12 protein-coding genes are annotated in these 12,113 nt (G+C 44.9%); 6 read left to right on the top strand and 6 right to left on the bottom strand.

What is annotated here, in order from left to right:
• Window positions 1-9: 9 nt before the first annotated feature.
• The 6 genes from B4J50_RS09225 (at window position 10) to B4J50_RS09200 (ending at window position 5,844) form a co-directional block, all read left to right on the top strand.
• Window positions 10-135, top strand: coding sequence for a YibE/F family protein (locus B4J50_RS09225; RefSeq protein WP_286954116.1), 126 nt, complete (start codon window positions 10-12; stop codon window positions 133-135).
• Between the two features lie 64 nt (window positions 136-199).
• Window positions 200-1,807 (top strand): gamma-glutamyltransferase family protein, encoded by a 1,608-nt coding sequence (locus tag B4J50_RS09220; protein WP_286847547.1) that lies wholly within the window; start codon window positions 200-202, stop codon window positions 1,805-1,807.
• 226 nt (window positions 1,808-2,033) lie between these two features.
• On the top strand, window positions 2,034-3,125 hold the full coding sequence (locus tag B4J50_RS09215) for a helix-turn-helix domain-containing protein (protein WP_286847546.1): 1,092 nt from the start codon (window positions 2,034-2,036) through the stop codon (window positions 3,123-3,125).
• A complete protein-coding gene (locus tag B4J50_RS09210; protein WP_286847545.1) occupies window positions 3,122-3,634 on the top strand; it encodes a hypothetical protein in 513 nt (170 codons plus the stop codon). The genes B4J50_RS09215 and B4J50_RS09210 overlap by 4 nt, the downstream gene beginning before the upstream one ends.
• Before the next feature lie 126 nt (window positions 3,635-3,760).
• On the top strand, window positions 3,761-4,882 hold the full coding sequence (locus tag B4J50_RS09205; RefSeq protein ID WP_286847544.1) for a metallophosphoesterase: 1,122 nt from the start codon (window positions 3,761-3,763) through the stop codon (window positions 4,880-4,882).
• Between the two features lie 245 nt (window positions 4,883-5,127).
• Entirely contained in the window at window positions 5,128-5,844 is a 717-nt protein-coding gene (locus B4J50_RS09200) for an aspartate/glutamate racemase family protein (protein ID WP_286847543.1), read from the top strand.
• A 152-nt stretch (window positions 5,845-5,996) separates the two neighbouring features.
• Here B4J50_RS09200 and B4J50_RS09195 read toward each other — a convergent pair whose 3' ends face one another.
• The 6 genes from B4J50_RS09195 to B4J50_RS09170 all read right to left on the bottom strand — a co-directional run bounded on the left by B4J50_RS09195 (window position 5,997) and on the right by B4J50_RS09170 (window position 11,603).
• Window positions 5,997-6,866, bottom strand: a complete 870-nt coding sequence (locus B4J50_RS09195) for an acetamidase/formamidase family protein (RefSeq protein ID WP_286847542.1) — start codon at window positions 6,864-6,866, stop codon at window positions 5,997-5,999.
• Window positions 6,867-6,871: 5 nt separating this feature from the next.
• Window positions 6,872-7,888, bottom strand: a complete 1,017-nt coding sequence (locus B4J50_RS09190; protein WP_286847541.1) for a branched-chain amino acid ABC transporter permease — start codon at window positions 7,886-7,888, stop codon at window positions 6,872-6,874.
• An 11-nt stretch (window positions 7,889-7,899) separates the two neighbouring features.
• Window positions 7,900-8,802 (bottom strand): branched-chain amino acid ABC transporter permease, encoded by a 903-nt coding sequence (locus B4J50_RS09185; protein ID WP_286847540.1) that lies wholly within the window; start codon window positions 8,800-8,802, stop codon window positions 7,900-7,902.
• Between the two features lie 4 nt (window positions 8,803-8,806).
• Window positions 8,807-9,514 carry an ABC transporter ATP-binding protein gene (locus B4J50_RS09180; RefSeq protein ID WP_286847539.1) on the bottom strand — a complete coding sequence of 236 codons (708 nt, stop codon included), beginning with the start codon at window positions 9,512-9,514 and terminating at the stop codon, window positions 8,807-8,809.
• Window positions 9,508-10,314 (bottom strand): ABC transporter ATP-binding protein, encoded by an 807-nt coding sequence (locus tag B4J50_RS09175; RefSeq protein ID WP_286847538.1) that lies wholly within the window; start codon window positions 10,312-10,314, stop codon window positions 9,508-9,510. The genes B4J50_RS09180 and B4J50_RS09175 overlap by 7 nt, the downstream gene beginning before the upstream one ends.
• Window positions 10,315-10,379: 65 nt before the next feature.
• On the bottom strand, window positions 10,380-11,603 hold the full coding sequence (locus B4J50_RS09170) for an ABC transporter substrate-binding protein (protein WP_024821506.1): 1,224 nt from the start codon (window positions 11,601-11,603) through the stop codon (window positions 10,380-10,382).
• Window positions 11,604-12,113 lie beyond the last annotated feature (510 nt).

The raw sequence follows: 12,113 nt of genomic DNA, 5'->3' as shown, positions 1-12,113 counted from the left end.
GATATAGGTATGGATATTGCTTCTGCCATGGCAGAAGTAAAGAGTAAGAAACCTGAAATAATGTGCCGAGAACTCATTCAGTCAGGATTTAATGTAGGGCGTGCTGTTATCGGAACTATGACAACTACTTTTTGAATAAAAAGCCCTGCTATTGCACAATTTGAGACCTGGCACCATAATGAAATAGAGGTGATGCTCTATGAATTTCGACCCCTATCGTTATCAATATCCTTCCCGTAGAAATGTTGTCTATGGTTCTAAGGGGGTGGTGGCTACGTCTCATCCTTTAGCGGCCCAGGCAGGCCTTGAGATTTTGAAGCAAGGCGGCAACGCCGTTGATGCAGCTATAGCTACTGCGGCGGCTTTGACTGTAGTAGAACCTACTAGTAATGGCCTTGGCAGCGATAATTTTGCCATTATTTGGAAAGATGGGAAGCTCCATGGTATCAATGGAAGCGGTCGATCCCCTCAATCTTTTGATTTGGAAGCTTTTCGAGGGAAACATTGGCAGACTGTTCCAGACTTCGGGTGGGCTTCAGCTACAGTTCCTGCCGCTCCTAAAACATGGGCCGTTCTTGCGAAGTCCATGGGGAATCTGCCCTTAACTGTGTCTATGGCACCCGCTATTTCGTATGCTCAGGATGGTCATGCAGTAGCAGTAACTACTGCTTTTAATTGGAATAGGGCTTTTGAAAAGTACCGCAAAATTTTAAGTGGGAAAGAGTTTGCCTCGTGGTTTAAGACGTTTTCTCCTGCTGGTCGGGCTCCAAGGCCTGGGGAACGATGGATTTGCCCTGATCAGGCCTACACGTTAAAAATGATTGCTCAGACTGATGCAGAGGCTTTTTATAGGGGTGAAATTGCGGAGAAAATTGTAGCCTTTGCTCAGCAGACAGGTGGTTTTTATACGGCAGAGGATTTGGCTGCGGTGGAGCCGGAGTGGGTTGATCCTATTTCTGTGAACTATAGAGGTTATGATGTATGGGAAATTCCCCCAAATGGACAGGGCATTATTGTATTAATGGCTTTAAATATTCTAAAGGGTTTTGATTTTACTCACCGTGATGACCCCGAAACATATCATAAGCAAATTGAAGCTATAAAATTAGCATTTGCCGATGGGTTCCGATATGTGGCAGACCAACGCTATAGCCGTGTTCCTGTCTCTGAAATGATTTCAGAAGAATATGGAGCCTCACGTCGAGAGTTGGTAACAGATAAAGCTCGTATGCCAGAAGCTGGGCGGCCCGAGGCATGTGGTACGGTCTACCTTTGTACGGCTGACGGTGATGGGAATATGGTCTCCTTTATTCAAAGCAACTATGCTGGTTTCGGTTCAGGTATTGTTATTCCCGGAACAGGCATTGCCTTAAATAACCGTGCGAGGGGATTTTCTTTAGACCCTCACCATCCTAATGTGCTGGCCCCGGGGAAACGTCCATACCACACTATTATTCCTGGATTTTTAACAAAAGATGGGAAACCTGTAGGTCCTTTTGGCGTGATGGGTGCATTTATGCAGCCACAAGGCCATGTGCAGGTTCTTATGAACACTATAGATTTCAGTATGAACCCCCAAGAAGCCCTTGATGCTCCAAGGTGGCAGTGGATAGAGGATCTGGTAGTGGAGGTAGAGCCAGGTTTCCCTTCATGGGCAGCACAAAAGCTTCAACGGATGGGGCATCATGTACGTTGCGCTTTAGACTCGAATAGCTTCGGGAGAGGTCAGATGATCTTGCGAACGGAATACGGTACTTTTGTTGGAGCCACAGAACCCCGCACTGATGGATGTGTTGCTGCGTGGTAGCAGTATATGATTTTATAGCTTTATATGTGAGATACCCCCTTCTTTTTGTCCCTTCAATAGTTTAGTTATGGTAAGGTAGATCTTTTTATTATAAAAATAGACCTATTGATATTTTTTTATAAAAAGTCTACTATTAGTATAGGTTGTGTTAAAGGATTTTTGCTATAAAGGAGTTAAAAACCAGTGTTGTTTGAAGTTTAGGCAGGTTTGTAAAGGGGGGAGTGATATGGACAACCAGGTGATAGGTTATAACATTCGACTTTGGCGAAAACAGAAGCAGTTGACTCAGGCACAACTTGCAGATATTGCGAGCATTTCGGTACAAGCTATAAAAAAAATAGAGTCAGGTCAGACGATGCCGAGATCGAATACTCTTCGTTCGATTTCTAAGGCTTTAAATGTGAAGATTCATGAACTCATTCGTCCTGTTCCGGAACTTCAAGCTATTCGATTCCGCTCGTGCAGAATGAAAAACTCAGTTCGAGAGTTTGTTATTGCAGATATTGCTCGTCGCCTTGAAGACTACACGTTCCTCGAGAAAATTCTTGATCGGTCAATTCCTTCTCATGTGGGGGAATTACGAACTCTTTGTTCGAAGAGCGACCTTTCTGGTAGTGCGGAAAGAGTTAGAGATACCTTAGGTTTTCAATTAGAATTTCCTATTCTAGATATACGAAACTATCTTGAAGCGGCAGGAATTAAAGTATTGACGATAGAATTCTCTGTGGATAATTTTTTTGGATTATCTATAGGGGAGGAAGATGGTGGCCCGGCAATTGTAGTCAATGTCAGCAAAAATATTACTGTGGAGAGACAGATATTTAGCTCTGTGCATGAACTAGCCCATCTATTGCTGCACCCAGCAGCTTATAATATCCTTCTTTTGGAAGAAAAGAAGAGTGAGGAAGCAGAGGCTGACGAATTCGCCGGGTATTTTTTGATGCCTGATGCTGCTTTTAGAGAGGCATGGGAAGATTCTGCAGGGCTGTTAGGTTTGGAGCGAGTACTGAAGGTTAAAAGTTTGTTTGGTGTTAGTTATAAGACTGTTTTATACCGCCTTATAAAATTAGGCGTTACGGATCAGTCAGTATGGAAGAATTTCTCATTACTTTTTGAGTCTAAATTTAAAAGAAAGCTTGGTTATTGCGAAGAGCCTTTTGCTCTCAATCCTTTCCTTTTTTCTGGAGAGAGACTTCAAGGTTTAGTGCGAGAAGCGTTGGAAAAAGATGAGATATCTTTAGATCGGGGAGCAGAGATATTACGGATTTCCTTTGAAGAAATGCGAGATCTCTGCCGTAGTTGGAAGGCTGTTATATGAAGCCAAAGATAAAATCTCTTCGGCTTCTTATTCTTGATGCATGTGTTTTGATTGATTTTTTGAAAGTAGAACCTTCTTTATTGGTGGATATTTCGCAATGTATTGGCTCGTTGCATGTAGTTTCTTTTGTCCTTGATGAGGTGCCGCTTATTGCTTCAGATGAGGAAGCAGCAAGATTAGGGTTGAAGGTTATTAATCCTGAAGTTGACGATATATACGGAGCATTAGATAAATCTGGAAGAACGTCTTTTCAGGATGAGTTATGTTGCTTAACGGCTAAGAGGCAAGGTTTTGTCTGTGTTACTAACGATAAAGCACTTCGCAGACGATGTAAAGAAGAAGGAGTGTCTGTGTTACGAGGTTTGAGGCTTCTCATAGAGCTTTATCGAGCAGGAGGGATTGGGAAAAGGAAGGTTCTTCAAATTGCTGAGAATATAAAAGAAAATAATCCTTATCATATAACAAGAGAAATAATGAAAGATTTCGAGGAAGAAATCGAAGATATATAGAAAATTGCGACAGGTTTTGATTTATGAAATACTTGATATGCCCCTGATGGTGCCCCATATAAATATTTTCAAAATTCAGTATAATTATGAGTGGTTAGAAAAAAACTCTAGCTTTGGAGGGATATTATGACACGTTTTTGGATCGTGATTTCTTTTTACCTAGCGATTTACGGTGTCATGACGTGGTATGTCCTGTCTTTTACGGCTAGAATTTTTTCTCTGAGAGGGTGGGGAGTTTTAGTCCTCTCTCTTTGGGGTGCTTTTATGGTGGCTTGCCCTCTTATATTACGTCTTGGCGAAAAGATTGGCGGGAGCATTTTGCGTCATGCCCTGGCGTGGGTAGGGTATGTATGGATGGGTTTTATATTCCTTTCTTTTTGCGGCTTGTTAGGGCTTATTTTGCTTCGTCTTATTTTGTGGTTTGCTCGGTATCCTCTGAGTGATTGGGGAATCCGATGGATTGGAATAGGGATAATTTTTCTATCCATTGGAACCTGTTGGTGGGCCTATAGAGAGGCTCTCGATATTCATCCTCGCCATATTGTAATAGAGAGCGATAAACTACCGCCAGAGTGGCCTGTTCTCAAGATTGTTCACATCTCTGATATTCATTTAGGCCTACTTGTTCGGGAGAAACGATTATCGAAGATAATAGATCTTGCGATAGGTGAAGATCCTCACGTAGTGGTTTCTACAGGAGATATTGTAGATGGGCAGATGAACGGAAGAGTGGGGGATATAGAGATTTTCCATCGCCTGTCTCCTCCGTTGGGGAAGTTCGGAGTTATTGGCAATCACGAGGTCTATGCGGGATTAAAACAGTCTGTGGCTTTTACGGAAGAGGCAGGTTTTCGCCTTCTTCGAAATGAATGGGTGGACGTTGGACCTGTTATATTGGTGGGAGTGAATGACCCTGCTGTATCTATGGTTGAAGAAGTGCATGCGACGGAATATAAATTATTGGCAGAAATACCCCGTGACAAGTTTTGTGTGCTTTTGAAACATCAACCTCTTGTGCGTGAAGAGACCTTGGGCTTTTACGATCTACAGCTTTCTGGTCACGTACATGGAGGGCAGATTTGGCCTTTCAATCTTATTACAACATTGATTTATCCTATGACATCTGGTCTTCATGAACTCCCGAGGGGCAATATGCTAGTAGTGACAACTGGGGCTGGAACATGGGGGCCTCCCATGCGTCTTTTTGCCACCCCTGAAATTACCGTTATTCATATACAAAAAAAGTAGAGGCCCCTGGGGGAGAGGCCTCTGCAGAAAAGGGAGATTATTTGACTCATAGGGCACACACAACAGGAGGATTGGTACTTGATACCGTTGCGATGCTGTGTGACTATATATTAGTAGAAACGTGCCAATGAGACCCCGTCACTTTTACGGGAATATAAATAGGGGAAATTACGTATTTATTGAGTGAAGGGTATAATTTATGACATAAGGAGTATGTTTTTACCTCAGAGTAAGGACGTGACATAATGAACTCTTCAGTGAAAGTGCCTTCCAAAATTCTTGGTGTCCTTGGTGGAATGGGGCCGGCTGCTACAGCGGAATTTTTGCGGCTTTTAGCCATAAAGGCTCCGGCGAGAAGTGATCAGGAACATCCGAAGCTCTATGTTCTGTCGAATCCGCAGATTCCAGACCGCAGTAGTGCTATTTTAGGTAGGGGAGAAGATCCTACGCCCTTTTTGAAAGAGGGGTTGCTCTCGTTGGTTCAATGGGGTGCTCAAGTTCTGACTGTCCCTTGCAACACCGCTCATTTTTTTATCGACACATTTCGAAAAGAATTGCCAGTGCCTTTGATTCATATTGTAGAGACTACAGTGGGCCTAGCTGCTGAACGGAGCTCTGAAGGAGCATGGTTGCTGGCCACCAGTGGCACTAAACAGAGCGGTATGTACGAGCGTTATGCAGAAAAAGTAGGGTATCCTTTCTTTTTCCCTACTGACGAAGATCAGAAAAAGGTTCAGGAAAGCATTGTTTTAGTAAAAGCAAATCGCCTCCGCGAGGGAGGGGTATTGCTGCAAGGGGTTGTGGAGAGGCTATGGAAGGAGAGACATGTTCCTATTGTAGCTGCATGTACTGAGTTGCCCCTGGCCTATGACGCTTCTGATCTGCCTGAAGAGGGAATGATTTCAAGCCTCGGAGCTTTAACAGAGGCCTGTTTGCGAGAGCTTTATAGCGAGAATAAATAGATAGTCGATTTCGATAAAAAATGAAAAAGAAGCCCCTGACACAGGCGTGTTGGGGGCTTCCCTTGCAGAAATTTCTTTCCCAATCATAAACAATGGTAATGATAGGAGCCTAGTCTTTGTTGTGTTTTCCTAACCCCTTGCTTTCTCTCTCTTTATTTAGGGATCCGGACTTTAACTGTTTTGAGAGGATTTACAACTTGGCTGATGTGCAGATCGCAGGCAATGCTTGCAAACATATACGCCCGTTCCCACGTCATTCCTCTCTTTTCGCAAATGAGGGTCACAGCTTCGTCTAGCGCTATGCGAGTGGCCTCTTCCAAAGTTTGGGCGCTGGCCAGAACAAAGTAGGCATCTTTATTTTCTAATAGGGGGGTGATGAGCCTCCTGCCCTTTTCCAGTTCTACAGTGAGGGTCACTTCCCCTCTAATTTCTACTCCCGTTCCACAGACTTCTCCATCCCCCATAATGGCATGGAGGTCGCCGAGAGCAAGTTTTCCTCCGGGGACATATACTGGAAGCCGTAAAGTAGCCCCCTCAGTCATCTGAATAGTGTCTAGATTCCCGCCATGTGTGCCAGGGATACCACAGGCTATTTCTCCTTCTGCGGGAGCTACTCCAATAACGCCTATCATGGGGCGAAGAGGTAGTTCCAGACCGCAGAAGTGCCCTTTCCCCTTTTGAATAGAGACGATTTCTGTATGGCTTCCTGTAACTTTATCTCCCAGAGGCCCCCATCCAGGGAAGAGTTCCACTACTCCTTGCGTGTCCAGTTCTATCTTTTCTATTCGGATTACAAGCACATCTCCAGGTTCTGCCCCCTCTATCCATATGGGGCCGGTAGCTGGATTGACAATGGAGTAGTCAAAGTCAGAGGAAAGGCGGTGTTCCGGCAGTGTAATCTTATGGCTGAAACAGTCTTCTGTTTCAAATACAATTCGGTCACCAGGCTGAACGTGCTTTACGGCTTCATGAGAGTTCGACATGGCATAGATGACCTGATCTCTTTTAATATGATGTTCCATATCTTTTATTGCCCTCCTTTTTTAGGGGGATTGAGTATGTTCCATACTTCTCGACCGTTCATAAGGCCTCGAGGCTTGAAGATCATAATGATCACTAAAAGCACTGCCATTAAAACGTTTACGAGGCCAAAAACAGGCGGAATAGAGAGCCCCATACATGTAAAACCTTCCTGGAGCGGAGCTAATAGCTCTGTTCCGATAGTAAGAATAGCTGTCCCGATAAGAGGGCCTGAGATAGTTCCAATGCCCCCTATAGCGAGCATGGCCACTAACTGGAAAACATAGACAAGACTAAAAGCCTTGGGGTTCATGGTGAGGACAAGATGTACCCATAAAGCGGCACCAATGCCCGTAATGAAACTTCCAATGGCGAAAGACATTATTTTATATCGTACTACGGGAACACCCATGACGCTCGCGAGTTCCTGATCCTTTGATATGGCAATTAATCCACGACCGAAACGAGAGTTGACGAGGCGATGGGTGGCGTAAATAACCACAAGAAGGATACCATAGGCCCACCATATGTTGGTGAAGGCGGGAATATTTCGAAGCCCCATGTCTCCGTGAGTAATCCCGCGCAGATTTTCTGCCAAGTTCCCCATAACGATATTAATTCCCATAGAAGCGAGAATAAAATACTGTCCTTCGAGACGGAAAGCGGGGAGTAATAATATAACGCTGGCTATAACCGCTAAAATTCCTGCGATGAGAAGGGCCAGGGGAAAGGCTACCTGAATTTGTTCCAGCCAAAGAGGAAGGTGAAGCACTGCTTTTTTATAGGCTGGAGGCAGAGTCAGGATAGCTGTGGCATAGCCGGCTACCATCATGGTTCCGCCGAATCCGAGAGAGAATATGTTTGTATAGCCATTAGTGATGTTGACCCCTAGAGCAACGATACAGGTAACGGCCAGTAAAATAACTAGTCGAAGGTAGTATCCCCTCAGAAATGTGTTGGCGAGGAGGAGAAGGATGCCGAGAAGGATCAACGAACCGAGGATAGTTGTAGTTTTCTTATTCATGTCTTCGCCCCCTACTCTATCTTAATGTTAGGTCTAAAGAGACCAGATGGTTTGATGAAGAGAATCAAAAAGAGAAGTGCCCACACAAAGAGTGGACGTATCGCTGACCATGCAGGAGGAAGAAAGGCAACGAAAAGCACCTCTCCGAGGCCTATAATGTACCCTGCGATAGCGGCTCCAGGTATGTTGCCGATGCCTCCCAGAACTGCGGCTATAAAACCGTTGAGACCGATAATATACCCCATGCTCGGATTCACAATTCCAAAGCTGATTCCATAGGATACTGCCGATATGCCCGCAAGCCCTGATCCGATAATGAAAGCCAAAAGCACCAATGTCGCGCTATTGACGCCTACAAGCATTGCTGCGTTGGGGTCATAGGCGATAGCTCGCATGGCTGTCCCGACCTTGGTATATTTTATAAAGAGAGTGACAGAGATCAGGAGTATGCCGGTTATGGCGAGGATCCAGAGGTCTTTCACATTGAGGAACAATCCGCTTTTCGTGACGATAATACCCTCAAGAAATTCTGGGGTGGGAAAGGCTCTCCGTCCATCGCCGAAGATCATAACGAAGATATTTCGAAGTCCGAGAGATGCTCCGAAAGAGGCAATGAAGACGGTGAGGACCTCGGGGCTTTTTTTCAAACAGGGGCCGTAAACCAGCTTTTCGATGAGGAGTCCGGCTAGTACGGCTCCCCCTATGGCTCCTATGAGCCCTGTCCAGAAGGAGGCGGCAGCATTCATAATCAAAAGATAGGAGCAGAAAGCTCCGATCATGAATATCTCTCCATGGGCAAAGTTTATAAGCCCCAAGATTCCGTATATCATAGTGTAGCCAATGGCTAGAAGGGCTAAAATACTGCCATAGGAAAGGCCGTTAATAAGCTGCTGAAAAAAGTAGAGCACACCCATAATGTTATCTCACCCCCAGATAGGTTTCTTCTACGTAGGAATCTTTTGCAAGGCTGGCGCTATCGCCAGATAAGTGTATTTGCCCGCTTTCCATAACATAGGCCCGGGAGGATATTTCGAGGGCGAGTCGTACATTTTGCTCCACAAGCAGGATTGATGATCCCTGCTGGCTGATTTCCTCTATCTTTTCGTAGATCTGATCCACTACAACTGGTGCAAGGCCGAGGGATGGCTCGTCGAGAAGAAGCAGTTGGGGTCTGGTCATAACCGCTCTTCCTATAGCCAGCATTTGTTGTTCCCCTCCGCTGAGAGATTCTGCCAGCTGATCTCGCCGGTCCCAGAGTTTGGGAAACAGTTGGTAGACCCATTCCAGCTGTTCTTGATACAACGCCTTTTCTTTGAGAAGGTACCCTCCCATTTTTAGATTTTCATAGACAGAGAGGTTCCCGAAAATATTACGGCCTTCAGGGGAACATCCGATGCCGAGAGGTACTATCTTATAGGGAGGTAAAGATGTGATGTCTTTGCCTTTGTAGAGAATAGTACCTTTTGTTACGGAAAGTTCACCGGTAATACATCGAATGGTCGTAGTTTTTCCTGCCCCGTTAGGTCCTACAAGGGCTACAACCTCTCCTTCTTTTACCTCCAGGTTAATGTCGTGAAGGACTTCGGCCTTTCCATAGCCTGCAATAATGTGATTGAGCTTTAACATGCTGCTTCCCCCTTCTTTTCGGCACAGACAGCCTGCTTTTTCCAAGCTTTTTGCCCGAGATAGGCAGTGATAACCTTCTCGTTGTTTTGAACTTCAGAGGGGGTTCCTTGAGCAATGAGAGCACCTTGGTTCATTACAATGATCCGCTCACTAATTCCCATAACCACTTTCATGTTGTGTTCTACAATAATAATGCCCATTGGGGATTCCGAATGAATCATGCGGATAATGCGAATTATTTCGTCGGCCTCAGCAGGGTTAAGACCGGCAGCTGGCTCGTCAAGAAGAAGCACTTTGGGCTCGAAGAGGAGAGCTCGGGCCAATTCTGCCTTCTTTTGAATACCGTAAGGCAGGTCGTCTATGACAGTGGCGGCATATTGGTCCATATTCAACAGCCCAAGGACGTGATGTATTTTCTCTTCTATTCGCTTTTCCTCTTTTTTATATTTTGAAGTGAAGAAAAAAGCGTCTTTGAAGCTATAGCGCAAAGAGAGATGAAAGGCGATTTTCATATTCTCCAGAAGGGATAGTCCCTTCATGAGCCGAAGGTTTTGAAAAGTGCGCACGATGCCTTTGGCCGTAATGCGGTGAGGTGGATTGTTGGTTATATTTTCTCCATCGAGTTCTACTGTCCCCGATGTAACTTTCAGGACTCCGGTAAGAAGGTTGAATACTGTGGTTTTACCGGCTCCGTTGGGACCGATGAGGCCTAAAAGCTCCCCCTGCTCAAGTTGGAAGCTTAGACTGTCCACAGCTCGAAGTCCGCCAAAGCTTTTTGTCAAATTTTGAACGTTCAGCATACCATCAGCTCCAGACGTATTATGAATAGGCAGAGGCTGTGTTCCAGCCTCTGCCAGAGATGTTTTTATAGATCTTCCGGGTAGATGATGTCTTTATAGACTCTCTGTCCGCCCTTGAACTCTTTAAAGACGACTGGTTTCAGAGGAACTCTCGGATACTTCACCATTTGGGGATCTGGATACGAAATGGGCATGGTGGTTTTTACGAACTTGTGGCTTTGAATTGTATCTCTCAAAGCTACTCTCTGTTCTTCAAGAGACATGGAATCCCATTTTTCTTTCCCGATGGTTTCAATGGATTCCAGCATAATATTGACGGCGTCGAAACCGAGGCACTCAAAAGCGCCGGGCTCGTTGTTGTATTCCGCTCTGTAAGCCTCCACAAATTTCTTGGCATTTTCCGTAAGAGGATATTCTGCTGCAAAGTGGGTAGAGACAATGGCACCCTCTATAGAGGGTCCACCTACCTCTACAACGCTCTGGTCGTCAGCACCGTCGGTAAGAACTATAGGAAGCTTGATGCCGAGTTTTTCTGCCTGTTTTGCGATAATAGGCCCATCTTGTGGGAATGGGGGTGTAATAACGATGCCTTCAATCTTTTCTTTCTCTATGACTGTTTTTAGGCGAGTGAGCTGGGCCGTAAAGTTTACGTCGCCAGTTTGATAGATTTCCTGATGTGCAATCGCCGCGTCATCTTTGGTGTAGGCTTTGAAAGCATCCATAAAGAAATTTGAGAGGTCGGTACTATAAGCGCTGGCATTGTCCCAAATAACAGCTACTTTTTTCCATCCCAGGGTATGGGCGCAATATTTAGCTACAGCTTGCCCCTGATAGTTATCTCCAAAGGGAGTCATGAAGATAAAATCTCCAATGCTGGGAATAGTTGGCGTTGTAGCCGTACCGTCAAGGAACACGGTTTTCCCTTCTTGGAAAATGGGGCCGGCAGCAGATACAAGAGAGTCATCGGTCAGTCCACACGCAGCTATTACTTTGCTCTCTTCCACCAAACGGATAGCGGCATTTGAAATAACCGTGGTGTCGCTCTGTCCGTCAATGTTTTTGAGCTCTAGTTTATGACCGATAACACCTCCTTGCTCGTTAGCAAGTTTTACAGCAAGCTGAGTTCCGCGAAGGCCGGCTTGCCCCAAGGGAGCTGCAATCCCTACCTGGCTCCATATAGAGCCAATGACAATGGGACCTTCCTCTGCACTGGCTATAGTTGCCGATGCGACAAAAAACGTGAGAACAAAGAATAGCGACAAAATCTTGCGAATGTTTCTTCCCTTCATACTGAATGCACCTCCATGAGAGTATGTGTGTATAGCTTATGACATAGCTTTTGCTGACGTCGCCCAGCAAAACTTTTTATTGGTAAACAGAAAAATAATTTAGAGTGCTTACATACGAGAAACTTTTGTTATGAAACAACACAGTAAAACTCGTAATTTATTAGAAAGACTCTTTAACGTTATAAAGTAAAAACAGGAACTATCGGGTTGATGTTGACAGAGAGACACACGTGCTTGTTGTGCACGTGCATGTGGTAGTGTGAGTAGTAGTTGTTGAAAGAGAGAGCTGGATAAATGAAGTTGTTGCTAATTTGAAAGAGGAAAAACAATCTTGGGAAACCAGTAGAGGGTGAACACAAAAATTCCACAGCTTCTTCTGTAGCGATTTCTGCTGCGAAAACACGCTTAACATGCTGGGAAAGGCTATATCCGCTGCTTGTAAAAGACAGAACCAGCGCTGCATTGAAAAAACCTCGCTTTCAAAATGAAGTTATATTGAGAATAAGAGTC

Origin of the sequence: Aminobacterium sp. UBA4908, from assembly GCF_002398115.1 — a bacterium.
Classification (GTDB): Bacteria; Synergistota; Synergistia; order Synergistales; family Aminobacteriaceae; genus Aminobacterium; species Aminobacterium mobile.
This window is presented reverse-complemented; position numbering and strand designations above follow the sequence as displayed.

What these genes read in the sequence shown, in the direction of transcription:
- B4J50_RS09225 (WP_286954116.1), top strand. Translation starts at nt 10, where the DNA reads ATGGATATTGCTTCTGCCATGGCAGAAGTAAAGAGTAAGAAACCTGAA.
- B4J50_RS09220 (WP_286847547.1), top strand. Translation starts at nt 200, where the DNA reads ATGAATTTCGACCCCTATCGTTATCAATATCCTTCCCGTAGAAATGTT.
- B4J50_RS09215 (WP_286847546.1), top strand. Translation starts at nt 2,034, where the DNA reads ATGGACAACCAGGTGATAGGTTATAACATTCGACTTTGGCGAAAACAG.
- B4J50_RS09210 (WP_286847545.1), top strand. Translation starts at nt 3,122, where the DNA reads ATGAAGCCAAAGATAAAATCTCTTCGGCTTCTTATTCTTGATGCATGT.
- B4J50_RS09205 (WP_286847544.1), top strand. Translation starts at nt 3,761, where the DNA reads ATGACACGTTTTTGGATCGTGATTTCTTTTTACCTAGCGATTTACGGT.
- B4J50_RS09200 (WP_286847543.1), top strand. Translation starts at nt 5,128, where the DNA reads ATGAACTCTTCAGTGAAAGTGCCTTCCAAAATTCTTGGTGTCCTTGGT.
- B4J50_RS09195 (WP_286847542.1), bottom strand. Translation starts at nt 6,866, where the DNA reads ATGGAACATCATATTAAAAGAGATCAGGTCATCTATGCCATGTCGAAC.
- B4J50_RS09190 (WP_286847541.1), bottom strand. Translation starts at nt 7,888, where the DNA reads ATGAATAAGAAAACTACAACTATCCTCGGTTCGTTGATCCTTCTCGGC.
- B4J50_RS09185 (WP_286847540.1), bottom strand. Translation starts at nt 8,802, where the DNA reads ATGGGTGTGCTCTACTTTTTTCAGCAGCTTATTAACGGCCTTTCCTAT.
- B4J50_RS09180 (WP_286847539.1), bottom strand. Translation starts at nt 9,514, where the DNA reads ATGTTAAAGCTCAATCACATTATTGCAGGCTATGGAAAGGCCGAAGTC.
- B4J50_RS09175 (WP_286847538.1), bottom strand. Translation starts at nt 10,314, where the DNA reads ATGCTGAACGTTCAAAATTTGACAAAAAGCTTTGGCGGACTTCGAGCT.
- B4J50_RS09170 (WP_024821506.1), bottom strand. Translation starts at nt 11,603, where the DNA reads ATGAAGGGAAGAAACATTCGCAAGATTTTGTCGCTATTCTTTGTTCTC.